Below are 15236 nucleotides of genomic sequence, written 5' to 3'. Positions count from 1 at the left end.
TCGGCCCTCGGGCCGACCGGCAGGTCCTGGTCGATGCTCACACCGGGAACGCTAGACCCGACCCCCGACACCGCCGCCTGACCAGCACGTCCGTGGAGCCGCCCCGGAGAAATGTGTCCACGGTCACATCAGCGGGGTCGCGTCGAGGAGGGCCTCGACAGTGACCTCGCCGTCGCCGCCGCGTAGGTGGCCCGGGCGGCGAGACAGGGAGACGAGTCAGGGAAACGAGTCATCGGGGCAGCACCCGCTCGAGGGTCACGACGCGGTGGCAGACCGTCGCCGCCGACGGCGATCGTGCCCGCGGCCCCCCTACATGGGTCACGAGCGCTACTGCTGGGCGTACATCGCGTCGAGCAGCGGCCGGTAGCGCGATTCCAGGACCTTGCGCTTGACCTTCATGCTCGGGGTCAGTTCGCCGTCCTCCACCGACAGGTCGTGGTCGAGAATGCGGAAGTCCTTCACCGTCTCCCAGCGGTTGAGCCGCTCATTGAGTTCCTCGATGCAGGCCCGCACGTAGTCGCGGACCTCGGGGGCCACGGCGAGGCCGGCGTAGTCCGTGGCCGCGAGGCCCTGCGCGCGACCCCATTGGGCCAGGGCCTCCGGGTCCAGCGTGATCAACGCGGTGGCGTAGCGACGGCCGTCGGCATGCACCAGCATCTGGCTGGCCAGCGGGCAGACGGCCTTGAACTGCGCCTCGATGGCCCCGGGCGCGATGTACTTGCCGCCGGAGGTCTTGGTCAGATCCTTCTTCCGGTCGGTGATCTTCAGCTGGCCGGCATCGTCGATCTCGCCGACGTCGCCGGTGGCGAACCAACCCTCGGCGTCGAGCGCCTCGGCGGTGGCATCGGGCCGACTGTGATAGCGGCTCATCACACCGGGACCCCGGATCAGGATCTCCCCGTCGTCGGCGATCCGGATTTCGGTACCCGGCAAAGGCGGGCCGACGACCCCGAGGGCCGGGCGCTCGGGGCGGACGACGGAGGAGGCGGCGCTGGTCTCGGTCAGCGCGTAGCCCTCGAGCACAGGCAACCCTGCGGCGTAGAACCAGAGGCCGATGTCGCTGGCCAGGGCGGCGCTGCCCGAGATGAGGAAGCGGACCCGCCCGCCCAGCAGCGCACGGACCTGCGAGAGGACCAGCCGATCGGCCAGGGCGTGCTGGGCCCGGTCGGCGAGGCTCGGCGACCGGTGCTGCAGCCGAGCCCGCGCGACCCGCTCGCCCACCCCGAACGCCCAGGTGAACAGCCGGTACCTCACACCGCCCTCCTCCTGGACGGTCTGCAGGACCTTCGAGTGCAACTTCTCGAAGATCCGGGGGGCGCCGGCCATGAACGTGGGGCGGATCTCGGTGAGGTTCTGCGCGAGCCGGTCCAGGCGGCCGTCGACCGCGGTGGCGAAGCCGATGTGCAGCTGCACCGCAGAGAGCATCTTGCCGAACGAGTGGGACAGCGGCAGCCACAGGTACTGCAGGTCGTCGGCCGAGATCAACTCGATGGCCTCGACGGCGGCGCCGACGTAGGTCCAACAGCGGTGCGGTAGCTCGACACCCTTCGGGCGGCCCGTCGTCCCGGACGTGTAGATCAGCGTGGCCAGATGCTCGGGTTGGATCGCCGCCACGGCGTCGTCGACGGCGGTGGGGTGCTCGACGAGGTGCCGAGCACCGAGCGCCTGCAGGTCGTCAAGGCTCAGCACCCACTCGCCGTCCGCCTCGCCGTCGAAGGTGATGACCCGGATCACGTCGGGCAGGTGTTCCCGTTGGAGGCGGAGTTTGGCGATCTGGCCGTCGTCCTCGGCGAACACGATGCGCGACCCGCTGTCGGACAGGATGTAGGCGACGTCCTCTGCGGACGTGGTGGGGTAGACGGCGGTCGTGGCCGCGCCCGCGCACATGATCGCGAGGTCGGCATAGAGCCACTCCATCCGCGTCGTGCTCGCGATCCCCACCCGCTCCTCAGGTCGGATGCCCAGCGCGAGCAGGCCCGCGGCGGTCGTCCTGACCGTCGGCGCGGTCTGCCGCCAGCTGACCGAAGCCCAGCCGCCGTTGCGGGGAAACCGGAACGCCTCCGCGTCGGGTGTCGCCGCCACCCGATCAAGGAACAGTCTGGCCAGCGACACCGCCGGAGTCGGGTAGGTGCTGGCGTCCGCTGTCCCGCTGCTCGTCATCGTCACGGCTGCCGCTCCGTTCCTCGCCAGAGGGGCACGCTCGGGCAGCCCGGCGACGCCGGCGAGGGCATTTCGTCCCGATGCGCACGGGCCACCAGGCCGCAGAAACTCCCGCTCCAAGCCCAGGACCGCGGGACCCGCGGTCCGGGAAGCGCACCGGATTCAGCGGAGGCTCGACCAGCGGCGTGTTTGCCGATCGTGGAATGCAGCCTGGAGGTGTTGAACCAGTGGGCCCAGCTCGCGATGACGAGGATGACATCCGGCACCGGATCGAGGACGTCCTCGTGGCCCTGCTGCTCGGCGGGGTCGCCGAGCAGTGACGTCGCGCCCGCCACCCGCCGTCCCGCATGCTTCCAGCTCGCCCCGAGAGGTCGAGCGGACGTTGCGAGGCTCAGGGACCGTCGGTCGCCGGTACCGGCCCGAGCAGCTCGATTCCGTGGCGCTCGGCGATCGCCAGCACCTCGTCCATCACCGGCGGACCGTCGGGAGCCAGCGCTGCCGCCGCACGGCAGAACCCCTCCATCGGCCCGCCCGGGGCGTGCACGCCGAAGGCCACCGCCTCCTGCGCGGACTCGTTGCGGATCGTGTGCGGGGTGTCGCCGGCCAGCGTCACCGTCTCGCCGGTGCCGGCCACTCGTCGCCTCGTCCGCCCGTCGGCGCCCGTGTCGTAGAAGGTCAGCTGCCCGACGAGCACCCGGTAGACCTCGCTCGGGGCGTGCCTGTGCATCACCGGCGGGCCGCCGCCCGGCGGCATCCGCAGCTCGATGGCGAACAGGTCGCCGTCGGTCTCCGCGGTGCCGGCGAGCACGGTGATCTCGTCACCACCGACGCGGAGGGTCTCGGTCGCGTGAGGGGTTTCGACAGGTAGCATGTCCATATCTGGAAGATAGACAGGTGGCTTGTCTGATGTCAACGAGGATTCCCGTGCTGGCCGGGCAGGAACGTCCCGACAACCTCGTGGTGCAGCTGCGCGAGGCCTTCACTGCACTCAACGACCTCGTCGTGCCACACCTGGTCGAACGCGGCTTCACCGACTTCCGCCCCGCCCACGGCGCGGTGTTCCAGTATCTCGACGACACCGGCACGACGGTCAGCACGCTGGCGACACGGGCCCAGATGACCAAGCAGGCCATGGCGGAGCTGGTCGGTCACCTCGAGCGCACCGGATACGTCGTGCGGGTGCCCGACCCCGACGACCGGCGCGCCAAGCGCGTCCTGCCCACCGAACGCGGTCGAGCCGTCGTGGACGCGGCGCAGCAGCTCGTCCCGGAGATCGAGGAGCGCGTGGAACGTCTCCTCGGCGCCACCCGGCTCTCCCAGCTGAGAGCGGACCTCGAGGTCATCCGAGCAGACTTCGCCGACCACCCGAGGTCCCCGACGCCCGAGGACGGCCTCGAGACGGCCCGGTGAGGGTCGGGACGAGGCAGCCCGGTGGCGCCTCACGTCCAGCCGGCCGCGCTGGGTGATCCGAGACTCCATCGCCTGGGGAGCTTCCAGCGGCTCACAGAAGGGCTCATCACGCCGGCGGCGAGCAGCGATCTCGCCGCTGGTCTCCGACCAGGTGCGGGTCTCGCGAGGGCCTCATCGGTGCGGCCGTCGTAGCCCATGGCCTGGGCGGCCGAGAGCTCGAAGACGATGGCTCGCAGGTCGTCGCCGGCGGCGTGGGAGGACGCGGCGAGCGCGCGGTAGCTCGCCGCGGCCTCGGCCGTGCGGCCGCTGAACATCGCGAGGTGCGCGTCCACCCGGCGGCCCTGCATCGCCGCCGGCCTCGACGGTCCGCCGGCCCGCTCGATCGCGCGGGCGGCGAGGGTCGCGGCCTCGTCTCTTCGACCCGCAGACCAGGCCGCGGTCGCCGCCGTGGCCAACGCCCGGGCCAGATCGGCGGGGGCCGCGTCCGAGACGCCGGCATCGGGCTCGCGCTCCCAATCGGCCACGACGAGCCCCCACCGCAGCAGGTCGAGGCGCTGACGTCCGTAGGCGAAGTCGTGGACATCTGCCGCGACCCGGACGGCGAGTGGACGGTCATGCCGACATGTGTGGGACCAGGCGGCGTGCAGGTCGTCGAGCAGCTCGGTGAGGGCACGTACCGGCGCGGGCTCTTCCGCGGTCCACAGCACCGCCACATGCCTCTCGAGCCGATAGGCGGTGTCGCGCGCGTGCCGACTCGCCCACCGGCTGCGCTCTCCCGTCGTCTCGAGGCGCTCGACCGCGTGCAGGCGGAGGGTCTCGAGGAGACCGAACCGGTTCCGCACCCGTCGGACGAGGAACTGTTCGACCAGCCGCGCCAGCAGCGGCGCGATCATCGCCTCGTGGTGGCGAAGATAGAGCTCTCGCTGCTGGAGGTCGCATCGAGTGCGGGTGGTCGAATTTGAAGTCGTTGAAGCGAGCACCGCGAGAACCTCAGGGACCTGCCCCGAGGCGCTGCGCTCAGGCGACAGCCAGACTCGTGAGAGGTGTGCAACGGCCTCACGTAGTTGCGTAGAGGCCGCGGCACGGTCATCTGGAGTATGTCTGTATAACAACGAAATTCGGGCGGGCGGACGAGGAGGTCACCCATGGGCAGTGTGAGCGGCTACATCCTCACCGAGATCTGGAAAGCCAGGCCGTCTTGGATCGCGCTCCCCCTAGCGGAGCGACACCAATTCTTCGAAGAGAAGATCGGCCCGTTCATTATGAGCCTGGTCGAACAGGGCGCCGAGTTCCTTGGTTGTGCCATCAACGACAACACGGGTCCGGAGCGCATCGACTATCGATACATGGCCGTCTGGAAGCTGCCCGACAAGGATTTCAGCGACAGACTCGAAGCCGGCGCAAAGGAAAAGGGCTTCCTCGACTACTTCGAGCAGGTCAATTTCAGTGGCAGCATCATCGCTCCGGACGTCATGAACGCCGACATGATACAGCTCAATGCATGAAATTCGGAGCGATCTCGCCTTTCACAGGTGGTCGCCTCCGGCGGTTGGGGAGGTGGAGCCCCGTGACCGCCGCGTCGACCCAGAGCCGCAACTCAGCTACCCGGACGTCATAGAACCGGTTATCGGGACACATGGCTCCTGCCCCACCGATTGGCGAGATGTCAGGTCGCCTGCAGAATAAGGTGTGGCGTGGCCCTCCCTCGACAGCCGCGGGCGGGGTACTCGAGGATCGATCGGCAGGAGGCTCTGCAGGTGCCCGGACCGAGGACGTCTCGGGGTGGCGGGGCGTCGGGATCGTGATTGATGCCGAACCACGCCGCTCGCATCACCTGGTCCCACTCGAGCTGCCCTGGCGGCTCCACGGCGTCATCGACAGCGCCGCGCGCATCCCGATCGTCGGCGTCGTCGCCCACCTTGCGCGTCATGGGTGGCACCCTGCCGAACAGCAGAGATCGATGTCGGTCGTTTCGCTCGGCCCGGGCGATGGCTGGATGGGGCTCGGTGCGACGGCGGCGGTGCGCGCTTCGAGCGCTCCGGGCCCTGATGCCCTGCTGACGATGGGCGGCACGTGACGCATGTCGGGATGTCTTGGACTCCGGATCGCGGTCTCACGGCGAGAGTGAGTCGAACTCGGCTTGACATTTCCGGGTCCGAGCAGTGGTAGACCGCCACGTCGTCGTCGCGGCCGCGGAGCTCTCCGGCTCCGAGCCGGAAGAGCTCGTCGAACTCGGTCGACCCAAGGTCGGGCACCTCCGGCCGCTGCACGCTCGTACCGCACGCTGCTTGCCCGCGTGGGCGGAGGGGACGCGCGCGCGGTCGCTCTGTGGCGCGAGGTCGAGGGGGCCGGCTGCGTTGCCTCGGGCTCCTCGGTGCGGGGTTATTCGCCGGCGGAGTTGTGGCTCTGCTCAACGAGGGATCGGAGAACGGCGAGGTCGCGCTGCCAGCGTCGCCGCAGCACCTGCCGCACGAAGGGTGCGAGCAGGCGGAGCGCCCCGCGCGGCCGGAGCTCGGCGCGGAACCGCAGGTGGGAGCGCCCCTCGAGGGGCACGATCTCGCCCTCGAAACGCACATCGAGCCGGTCCTCGCTGCTGGTGGCCGTCCAGGCCCGCGGCGGATCGAACCCGATGTACTGCACCACACGGCCGCCGGCGCTGGTGTGGAGGCGGTAGCGGGTGCCGGGCCCGATCGGACCGTCGGTCAGCGGCTTCACGTCGTCGACCAAGGAGTTCCACGCGGTCGTGTTCCGAGGGTCGGTGCAGTAGGCGAACACCTGCTCGGCGGGGCGGTCGATGTCGACGGCCGCCTCGACGACAGTACGGCCGCGCCGCAGCAGGGGCGCCGGCACCGACGGCGGGCATGCCCCGGTGCGGGCCAGGTCCACCAGCTCGGTGAACGACCGGGCGATGCCGTCGGTCAACACGTCCAGGTCGGTCATGTCGGCGTCGGCGTTGGCGGCGACGGCCAGTTCCCCGGCGTAGGAGAGTGCCGCGACAGTGAGCGGCACGAGCGGGGCCATCGGGGCGATCGGCACGACCTCGAGCAGCCGGGCGCCAGCCAGCCAGAGCGGCCTCGCGGGCCCCGGCACGTCGGTCACGGAGACGGTGAGCCGGCGGCTCCCCACACGCCGGGCCGACCACAGCAGCCACCGCGTCAGCGGCGTCGGGAGGTGGAGGTCGGAGAGGTCGCCGCCGGCGCCGCGCAGCCGCGCCTTGCCGAGCGCCGTCGCACGGCGCACGAGCGCGGCGCGGCGCAACGGGTCGGGCTCGCCTACCGGCAGGTCGGCGATCAACATCGCCGCGACCTGCCGTCCGGCGGCGCCGGTGGCGGCGGGCACCGAGGCGCGCAGCACCAGCCCGGGGGTGGCCTCCCCGCGGGCGGCCAGGAGCCGCCGCAGGCCACCGGTCACGGCGGCGAGCAGGAGGTCGTTGACCGTCACATCCAGGGCGTGTCCGGCGTCCCTGAGCTCCTCCATCGACCTCCGGGCGACGCCCAGCCGGCGCCCCGGGCCGATCTGGCGCGACAACGAGGTCACCGGCTCCGGCCCGGCGAAGCCGGCCATCGCGTCGCGCACCTCTCGCATGCCCGGCCGCACGGGTCCCGGCCCCTCGGCCGGTCGGCGCCGACGCTGGCCGAGCCGCCGCAGCGCGGCCCCCATCTCCTGCAGCCGCCGGCGCACGAGATCGCGGTGAGTCGGCAGCGCAACCGTGGCCGGCGTGGGCGCGATCGTCACAGGCGTTCCGGGTGCGGGGTCGAGCAGCGCGCCCGCGAGCGCCACACCGGTGAGCCCGTCGGCGAGCACGTGCGAAACGACGATGAGCACGGCGAACCGGACGCCGTTCGGCCCGTCGTGCAGCCCGTCGACGATCTCCGCCCGCCACAGCGGCCGATTCCGATCCAGCGGCCGGGTCGCCCGGTTCGCCGCCCACCCCGGCAGGTCGGCGCCGGGCGGGAGGGCCGTGGTCTCGATGTGGTCGAGCGGGTCGAAGCCAGGATCCGTCGCCCAGAGCGGCCGGCCCTCCCCCAGCCGCGTCCACACGACCCGCCGCCTCATCGCCGGAACCCGGTGCGCACGCGCGGCCAGCTCCCGGCGGACCCGGTGCACGTCGACCGCACCGTTCGGGCGCGCCAGGGGTCCGCCGTCGAACGTGCCGAGCAGCGCGACCTGCATCGGGGTGTCGTTGTGGTCGAGCCACGCGTACATCAGCTCGTCGAGACGCAACCGGACCGGGTCCACGACCTCACTGTGGGGCATCGGCGAACGCCGGCCAGGGCCCAACGCCCCGTGCGAGGTCCTCGACGCCGCGTGGAACGGCCGTCGCGACATCTCGGCATCTGCACTAACCGATGTGCACCTTCGCCCCGCTCGGAGCTTTGGGCCGGCGGGTCGAAGGCGGGCGGCTCGGTCCGGGAGGGACTTTCGGCTCCGGTGCTCGGTCGCGGCTGGCGGAAATCTCCGGCTTCCACCGGCCCGGGCACGGAGGGGGCGAGCTGTGGTCACCACCGACCATCTCGACACGCTCGACGCGGCAGACTTGGCCACGAGGGTCGATGCGGTGCTGAACCGGTGGCCGACGGCAGGGCTCGCGGTGGGGGTGGTGCGCGAGGGGTCGCTGGCGTGGTTCCACGGCCACGGCGTCGCGGACGTCGCATCCGGCACTCCGGTCACCGAGGACACCGTGTTCCGCGTCGCCTCCATCACCAAGACAGCCACGGCGATCGCGGTCATGCAGCTACGTGATCGCGGGCTCGTCGACCTCGACGCGCCTGCGGAGCGTTACCTGCGTGCCTACCGCCTGGTCCCCGCCCGATCCGGGTGGCGCCCGGCCACGGTGCGCCACCTGCTGACCCACACGGCCGGTGTGCGCGCTGTGCGCACGCCCGCCGACCTACTGCGACCGGACATGGGCTGGGGCACCACCAAGCACCGCCCGGCGTCCTCGCCCGCCGACTACTACGGCCGGGGCCTGCGCGTCGACGTCGAGCCCGGAACCCGTTGGGCGTACTCCAACCATGGCTATGCCGTGCTCGGGCAGATCGTGGAGGACGTCGCCCGGACTTCGCTCGCGATCTACCTCCGTGAGCACGTCTTCGGCCCGCTGGGTATGCCCAGCACCGACCTCGACCGGTCCGACCGGGTGCGTTCGCACCTGGCCACCGGGTACGAGATCGGCCGCCGCGGCCTGAAAGCGGTCGCCGACCGCGAGATCGTGACCGCCGGCGCGAGCGGAATCTTCTCGACCATCCGCGACATGGCGCGCTACGCCGCTGCGCTGGTCAACGGTGGCCGTAACGATCACGGCCGGGTGCTGGCGGCCGACACGCTCGCCGAGATGTTCGCGCCCCATCACCAGCCCGACCCGCGGCTGCCGGGCCTGGGTCTGTCGTTCTTCCGCGGGGAGGTCGGTGACCACCGCACTGTCGGCCACGACGGCATCTGGCAGGGCTTCCGGTCGGACATGCTGCTCGCCCCCGACGACGGCCTCGGCGTCCTGGCGTTCGCCAACACCAGCCACTTCGATCCCCGCGGAGCGCCGACACCGGTCACCCAGACACTGCTGCGGGGTCTTCTCGGGCTCCCCGACGACATGGTGCGCACCGACGTCCCCCAGCGGCCCCAGGTGTGGCGGGAGCTCTGCGGCCGGTACTCCTTCGGCCCGGGCGCTCTGCTCGACCCGCAACCGCGATTGTTCCTCGGCACGGGGGTCGAGGTCCTCGTCCGCGACGACCGGCTCGTGATCCGAGGACGGATGCCGATACCCGCGGTGCGTCGCGGGCTTCGCCTGCACCCGGTTCCCCACGACCCCGACCTCTTCCGCCTGGACCTCGCCGGACTCGCCCTCGACCCGGTGCCGGTCGCGTTCGCCCGCCGACCCGGGGCCGAGGTCACCGCGCTGCACACAGGTCTCCTACCGATGTCGCTCACCAAGAATTCCGGTGCCCGGCCATGACCGGGATGATGGGAGCCGGTGCAGCTGGAGATCGAGGTCAAACGATCGACGAAGCCGTTCCTGGTCGACCGCTGTACCTTCTCGGACCGCGGAGCGATCTGTTCGCTGTTCGGGACCTGTGCGGTCAGAAACCGTGCGCGGCCCCTCCTCCTGCGTAGATCGCCGCGTCCTCGCTGTTGATCGCCGACCGGACGGCCTTCCCGACCCAGTCGTCCTCGGCGATCTGTTTGGCGCGCTCGTTCAGCTCCCGCTTGGAGAGCCCGACGGACTCTGGAGCAACCGCCTTGTGCACGGCCTTGAGCGCGCGCAGGAGGGAGATGAGCGCTCGGGTCCTGGCGTCCGTGGTCAGGCCCTGGCGCAGGGCGGTGAGGACGTCGGCTCGGACCGCCGTCTCGTGGTCGGCGTGTTCCGCGGGCCACCGGTGCACCGGGAAGATGCCGAGGATCCGGCCCTGCTCCGCTCGGACCAGGCTGCCCTCGGCGAGCCGCTCGTACAGCCGCGGCCGGATCCGCCTGCCCAGCGCGGTCAAGACGCTCTGGGGTCTCCTGCCCTCCTTGTGGCCGACCCTTGCCAGCGCCTCGTCGAGGACGCCGTCACCGGTGGGATTGGGGTCCCGGACGACCAGTCGACCTTCGCGCACGTGCTCGTCGGGGCCTGCGACGTCGAGGCGCTCCATGAGTGCGAGCTCGGCCAGCAACGCCCCACCGAGCGCGATGTTCATGTTCGTGCCGTCGGCAGCCAGCTCCCCGGTGTCGTCGGCGGTCAGGAGCAACAGGAGGTCCTCGGCGATGAGCATGCCTCGACCGTGGGGTCTTCCCGCGCGTGGCCGACACGGTCCTACGACCAGGCCAGGACGAGCCCATCGGCCCGGGTGCACGTCGGCGCCTCCGATCCGGGAGTGTCCTGGACTTTGCGGCCGCCCATGAGTAGCTCGAGGTCGTCGAGCGCCGAGTCAGTTCGGAATGGGCCGGCTCACGCCGATGACGGCGCCCACAACCTCGTGCCCGATCTCGCCCTCACGTCGGCCCGGTTCCGCAGGGACGTGGATCGCACAGGGGCGGACCAAGGGCCGTCAGGGAGGGGACCCTCGACCCCTCGCCGAATCGCTTGCCGACGTCACAGAGTCGGCGGCGGAGGTGGGTACGGTGTTCACGATCCGCACTGTGGGTGGCGTCGCGTTGTTCCTCTTCGGTACCACGTTCTTGTGGTTGACCCCGACGTTCGCGAGCCCGGGAATCTCGGCGCAGGGAGCCTGGTGGGCGGTCACGCAGGTCCTCGCGCTCGCCGTGCTCGCCGGCTTCACGCTGGCCACCTACGGGTTGTTCACCAGGATGCCCTGGTGGGAGAACGTCGCGCTCACTTCAGCGGTCCTCGGCTTGATCGTGCTGATCCCCTATTGGGTCGCCGCCCAGCAGGCCGGTGAGATCACCCCGTGGTTCAACGTGCTGATCCACGCACTCGGTAGCGCAGGCGTTCTGGTCCTGCTCGGGGTGCCCGCCCTGGAGAGGTGGGTCGACGGGCACGTCATGGCCGGGGTGTGACGCGCCACTCGATCACCGCTCTTTCGCGGCGGCAGGTCCAGTGGATCAGCCGCAGCCCGGCGCGTCGTTGCCGAGGGCAAGGAGGTGAGCATGATGCCGCCGCACTGCGACTCCCTCGATGGGCCGGTGGTCACCGCCGCTCGGGCCGCGATGGCGTCCGGAGAGGTGCAGCGCGTCGCGCCGTACGTCCCGGCGGACGACGAAGCGGAGCTGCGTCGGGCCTTCGAGCTCGCCGTCACAGGGCAGGCCCGACCACCTCGGCGAGGTGTTGTGCGGGATCGTGCGCGACCAGCTCCGGCGTCGACACACGCACACGATGGCGCTCAAGGAGCGCTCCGGCGAGAGCGTTCCCCGGGCCCGGGAGTACGTCGAGGCCGTGCTCGGCCTGCAGTTCTGGGCGCACGGCCTGTAGCGGCAGGCGCTCAGCGAGCCGCACGCACGGGCGACTGAGGGCTCCCACGAGGCCTGAACACAGCTCGGGTCTCTGCCTCGAGGCCGCCGGGAGGGCGCTCCTCACAGGTTCGCTCTGCCGCCGTCGCCGATGTCCCTCTCTGCCATGCGAATGACGGAGGTGAGGAGATGAATCACGCAATCCGGCTGTCGAAGATCGTCGGTGGCACGCTCTCGCTCTCGGCGCTGGCGCTGGGCAGCAGCCAGTTCTACCGGGTTTCGAGCGCGAGGCTCGGGCCCGGTGCGTTCCTGCTGTCGATACCCAAGTTGCTCTGCGCCGCGCTGGCGCCTTTCCTGGCTGCGGCGGGAGCGACCGGAGCGGCCTGCGGCCTGTCCGCACTCTTGCTGGAGCGCGGAACGCACCGCGTCGCGACGAAGCGGACCGGCCCCGGCGCTCCCCTGGTCGTCGTGGCAGGCCTGAGCGCCGCCGCGGCGAACGCGATGTACACCCGCCAGGTGGTGACGTCAGAGGGTGACTTCACCGCGGCGTTCGGCGCGGAGTGGCGCGATGGGATTCCCGCCCGGACCCGGGGCGCGATGCTGGCTCGGCGCTGGACCTGGAAGGTCGCGGTCGCGTCGGGGGCGCGCGTCGTGCGTGACGTCGCCTTCGCGACCGTGCCAGGCACCCACCGGAGCCTGCTTGCTGACCTCTGGTCGGCTCCAGACGGCGTTCCGCCCTCCGGTCTCGGCTTCATCTACACCCACGGCGGTGGCTACACCGCGTTCGACAAGGGCGGGCCGACCGAACCCTGGTTCCGGCATCTGGCCGCCCAGGGACACGTGGTGATGGATGTTTCGTACCGATTGATACCCGAGACCAACGTGCCCGGCATGCAGGGCGACGTGAAGCGGGCGGTGGCCTGGCTCAAGCGCAACGCCGACCAGTACGGCGTCGACCCTCGGCACATCGTCCTCGGGGGCGGATCCGGCGGATCGCACCTGGCGCTGCTCGCCGCCTACACACCCGTGGACCCGCTACTGACCCCGGAAGACGTCCGCGGGATGGACCTCACCGTGCGGGGTGTGATCGGCTACTACCTCGCCGGCGACTACCGACCGGAGAGCAAGGTCGCCGTCAACCGGAGCGCAGTGGAGAAGCGTGCCGCCGGGCTGCTCACCAAGCTCCTGGAACGCTTCTCCGGGTCCGAACTCGCCGTGGACGACACCGGGGACTGGGCCCCTCAGGTGTTGCTCGGCGGTCAGCCCGAGGACTGGCCCGAACTCTACCGCCGGGTGTCGCCGATCACTCATGTCGGCCCGAACACCCCACCCACCCTCCAATTCGTCGGCGAGCACGACGTCTACCTCTCGAGGCACCGTCGAGAAGTCGCGCTGCATCGCAAGCTCCAGGAGGTCCGTGTCCCGTCGGTGTACGTGGAGTTCCCCCGCACCGACCACGCCTTCGACATGTTCCTGCCAACGCTCTCACCAGCCGCCCACGCCGCGATGTACGACGTCGACCGCTTCCTGGGCCTGCTGGCCTCGCCCCACGAGTGGAAAGCCGATGCACCGAGGTCCGCGTCGCCCGCTGATGACGAATGAGGAAAGCGCCGAGATGGACCGGAAGGCAGGGCTGGGACATGAGGACAAGGCAACACACGCCCACTCGTGCTTTCATCAAGAGGCACGCGGTCCTGATCTTCTATGCTGTGGTACTGGCGCTCGGACTCGGCCCCACCCTCATCGTCATCGGTCCTGGCGCCTTCCTGGGTACGGCCAACCTCGTCGGCACCGACGCTGAGGTGGATTCCGCGGCAGACCTGGATCCGTCAATGCTGGTGGCCGTGATGGCGGGTAATCCCGTCTTCGCCCTCCTGGCGATCATGATGATCGCCCTCGCCTATGGCAGGGCGGGGCTTGGTGACCTGCGATCGCGATTGCTCCGGTGGCGGGTGGGTGTTCGCTGGTACGCGGTCGCGCTGCTCACCGCCCCGGTCCTGTGGATAGCGATCCAAGGCGCGCTGTCGCTCACCTCGGACGCCTTCATCCCGGGCATCATCACCGCCGACCAGAAGGCGAGCCTGCTGGTGACCGGTCTCGTGGTGGGCCTGGTCGCCGCTGTCTTCGAGGAGATCGCCTGGACGGGGTTCGCCACTCACGAACTGCGCAAGCGCCACGGACCGTGGGCGACCGGGCTCACCGTGGGGCTGCTGTGGTGCGTGCTGCACTTGTCGCTGTTCGCCGGAGCTGACTCCGGGGCTGTCCCCCGCGTGCTTTCCGTGGCCGCGGTCTTCTCGTGGATGCTGGCCTACCGGCTGCTCATGGTGTGGGTCTACGGCCATACCCAGAGCGTGCTACTGGCCATCGTCATGCACCTGCCGATCAGCGTCATGGGGTTCGTCCTCGCCTCCCCGACGATGGCGGGCATAGCCGACCTGATCTTCAACCTCGCCTTCGGCGCGACACTCTGGGCCCTCGTGGCCGCGGTCGCCAAGACCGAACGCAGAAGGCTCTCACGACCCAACCTCCATCAGGTCACAGCGACCGGGACTTGAGGGCTCGGGCCGTCTCCGCGCAGGGCGGGGGACCTGGCCCTTCCACGTCGCGGCGACCCGGTCGGCAGGGAGACCAGATGCCGTCCATGGCGTCGACACGGAACCTTCGGCGGCCTCATATGCGACCGATGACGGTCCCGGCTCGACCCCGGAGAGCACACCGCGGCGACCAGGCACGACATCCAGCAGCCGCGCCGACGACCCGCTCGCGCGAGGTCGACCAGCCCGGTGGCGAACTCGGTGCCGTGGCTGGCGGTGGCGGCCAGGAAGGCCGTCTCTGTCTCTCTGGTGCACGCTCCTGGGCGGCCGCCTGGTGGCCCCCGCCGTACCGTGGGCGAGTGTCCGCCGCAAGTTCGTGCCGGCTGTGCTCGCAGGCGTCGCGGCCCTGGCAGGTAGCACTATGCGGCACTCGGGCTCGGCTGCACGGCGACGACCCGGCCGCTCAGCTCGTCCGCTTCGTCACGGTGGGCGTCATCAGTTCGCTGGTCTACTTCAGTGTGTTCTTGCTGCTGCGGCCACTCGGCAGCCAGCTGGCCAACCTGGCCGGCGCCGTCGTCTCATCCATCCTGGCCAATGAGCTGCATCGGCGGCTGACCTTCCACGCCGACGGGCGGATCGGCTGGTGGACAGCGCAATGGGAGGGCGGCGGGCTGGCCGCAGCCGGGTTGATGGCCACCGCCATCGCCCTTGCCGTGCTCGACCCCGTGGTGAGCGAGGCCTGGTGGGCGCAGGTGCTCCTCATCGGTGCGGTAACCGGCGCGGTCGGTCTGGCGCGATTCGTCTTCCTGCGGCTCTGGGTGTTCTCCAGCCACGCACGCCGAGCACATGGTGACCCGACCTCCGCCGAGCCCGCCATGTAGCTGGTCCACGTGCCGACCTTGACGACCACGTGGAGGACTGCCCGCGGCCACCGCCATCGACGATGCCCTGGCGCAGCAGCAGCTTCGAGTTCCGGTGACGAGCCGACATCAGATCGCGGCGCACGTCGTCCCGGGCTCTGACCAGGTCCCGGGCGGCTTCCCTGCTCCACGCTGGGCACGGCCACCTCGCTGATCTCGTCGAGGTGGCACCGCCGGGCCAGATGCCGCGCGTCGCGCACATCGGTCTTGACCCGATCACCGCTGCGGCGCTGCTAGTGTCGCGCGTCGTTAGTTGATTCACGTTCGTGCAGATGAGATCTTGGTTGCATGACCTCTTCGGGGTTGGTGATCAGCGACGAAGATCGAG

Annotated in this window: 14 protein-coding genes and 1 pseudogene; 10 read left to right on the top strand and 5 right to left on the bottom strand. The window is 70.5% G+C overall.

Features of this window, described 5'->3' with window-relative positions; all coding sequences use genetic code 11:
- Positions 1-327 precede the first annotated feature (327 nt).
- Together C8D89_RS28540 and C8D89_RS28535 are read right to left on the bottom strand one after the other, a co-directional pair.
- A complete protein-coding gene (locus C8D89_RS28540; RefSeq protein ID WP_243418453.1) occupies positions 328-2280 on the bottom strand; it encodes an AMP-dependent synthetase/ligase in 1953 nt (650 codons plus the stop codon).
- Between the two features lie 271 nt (positions 2281-2551).
- Entirely contained in the window at positions 2552-3037 is a 486-nt protein-coding gene (locus C8D89_RS28535) for a cupin domain-containing protein (protein WP_207787484.1), read from the bottom strand.
- 29 nt (positions 3038-3066) lie between these two features.
- On the opposite strand from C8D89_RS28535, the gene C8D89_RS28530 reads away from it, so the two are divergent.
- Positions 3067-3570 (top strand): MarR family winged helix-turn-helix transcriptional regulator, encoded by a 504-nt coding sequence (locus C8D89_RS28530; RefSeq protein WP_116711529.1) that lies wholly within the window; start codon positions 3067-3069, stop codon positions 3568-3570.
- A 29-nt stretch (positions 3571-3599) separates the two neighbouring features.
- Here the strand turns inward: C8D89_RS28530 and C8D89_RS28525 are convergent, their stop codons facing one another.
- Positions 3600-4463: a hypothetical protein gene (locus tag C8D89_RS28525; RefSeq protein ID WP_116711528.1), complete on the bottom strand. Its 864-nt coding sequence runs from the start codon at positions 4461-4463 to the stop codon at positions 3600-3602.
- A gap of 252 nt (positions 4464-4715) precedes the next feature.
- On the opposite strand from C8D89_RS28525, the gene C8D89_RS28520 reads away from it, so the two are divergent.
- Both C8D89_RS28520 and C8D89_RS28515 read left to right on the top strand, forming a co-directional pair.
- Complete coding sequence (locus tag C8D89_RS28520; protein WP_116711527.1) at positions 4716-5075, top strand: DUF6616 family protein; 360 nt, start codon at positions 4716-4718, stop codon at positions 5073-5075.
- Positions 5076-5371: 296 nt separating this feature from the next.
- A complete protein-coding gene (locus C8D89_RS28515; RefSeq protein WP_116711526.1) occupies positions 5372-5647 on the top strand; it encodes a hypothetical protein in 276 nt (91 codons plus the stop codon).
- A 305-nt stretch (positions 5648-5952) separates the two neighbouring features.
- Here the strand turns inward: C8D89_RS28515 and C8D89_RS28510 are convergent, their stop codons facing one another.
- Positions 5953-7809, bottom strand: coding sequence for a wax ester/triacylglycerol synthase domain-containing protein (locus C8D89_RS28510; RefSeq protein ID WP_165825998.1), 1857 nt, complete (start codon positions 7807-7809; stop codon positions 5953-5955).
- A gap of 319 nt (positions 7810-8128) precedes the next feature.
- On the opposite strand from C8D89_RS28510, the gene C8D89_RS28505 reads away from it, so the two are divergent.
- Positions 8129-9523 carry a serine hydrolase domain-containing protein gene (locus C8D89_RS28505; RefSeq protein WP_207787483.1) on the top strand — a complete coding sequence of 465 codons (1395 nt, stop codon included), beginning with the start codon at positions 8129-8131 and terminating at the stop codon, positions 9521-9523.
- A 124-nt stretch (positions 9524-9647) separates the two neighbouring features.
- On the opposite strand, the gene C8D89_RS28500 is transcribed toward C8D89_RS28505, so the two are convergent.
- Positions 9648-10319 carry a GOLPH3/VPS74 family protein gene (locus C8D89_RS28500; RefSeq protein WP_116711524.1) on the bottom strand — a complete coding sequence of 224 codons (672 nt, stop codon included), beginning with the start codon at positions 10317-10319 and terminating at the stop codon, positions 9648-9650.
- Positions 10320-10668: 349 nt separating this feature from the next.
- On the opposite strand from C8D89_RS28500, the gene C8D89_RS28495 reads away from it, so the two are divergent.
- The 6 genes and pseudogenes from C8D89_RS28495 to C8D89_RS29980 all read left to right on the top strand — a co-directional run bounded on the left by C8D89_RS28495 (position 10669) and on the right by C8D89_RS29980 (position 14869).
- Entirely contained in the window at positions 10669-11064 is a 396-nt protein-coding gene (locus tag C8D89_RS28495) for a hypothetical protein (RefSeq protein ID WP_116711523.1), read from the top strand.
- A 90-nt stretch (positions 11065-11154) separates the two neighbouring features.
- Positions 11155-11298, top strand: a pseudogene (locus C8D89_RS31285) (DUF6448 family protein); the annotation flags it as partial.
- 46 nt (positions 11299-11344) lie between these two features.
- Positions 11345-11476: a hypothetical protein gene (locus tag C8D89_RS30920; RefSeq protein ID WP_279323418.1), complete on the top strand. Its 132-nt coding sequence runs from the start codon at positions 11345-11347 to the stop codon at positions 11474-11476.
- 167 nt (positions 11477-11643) lie between these two features.
- The gene (locus C8D89_RS28490; RefSeq protein WP_116711522.1) at positions 11644-13056 is read left to right on the top strand and encodes an alpha/beta hydrolase; all 1413 of its coding nucleotides are present in this window, start codon (positions 11644-11646) and stop codon (positions 13054-13056) included.
- A 107-nt stretch (positions 13057-13163) separates the two neighbouring features.
- Positions 13164-14009 carry a CPBP family intramembrane glutamic endopeptidase gene (locus C8D89_RS28485; protein WP_165825997.1) on the top strand — a complete coding sequence of 282 codons (846 nt, stop codon included), beginning with the start codon at positions 13164-13166 and terminating at the stop codon, positions 14007-14009.
- 464 nt (positions 14010-14473) lie between these two features.
- A complete protein-coding gene (locus tag C8D89_RS29980; RefSeq protein WP_207787482.1) occupies positions 14474-14869 on the top strand; it encodes a GtrA family protein in 396 nt (131 codons plus the stop codon).
- Positions 14870-15236: the final 367 nt, after the last annotated feature.

Origin of the sequence: Actinomycetospora cinnamomea, assembly GCF_003096675.1 — a bacterium.
GTDB lineage: Bacteria > Actinomycetota > Actinomycetes > Mycobacteriales > Pseudonocardiaceae > Actinomycetospora > Actinomycetospora cinnamomea.
The sequence above is the reverse complement of the archived record's forward strand: the minus strand, read 5'-3'. Positions and strand labels throughout refer to the sequence as shown.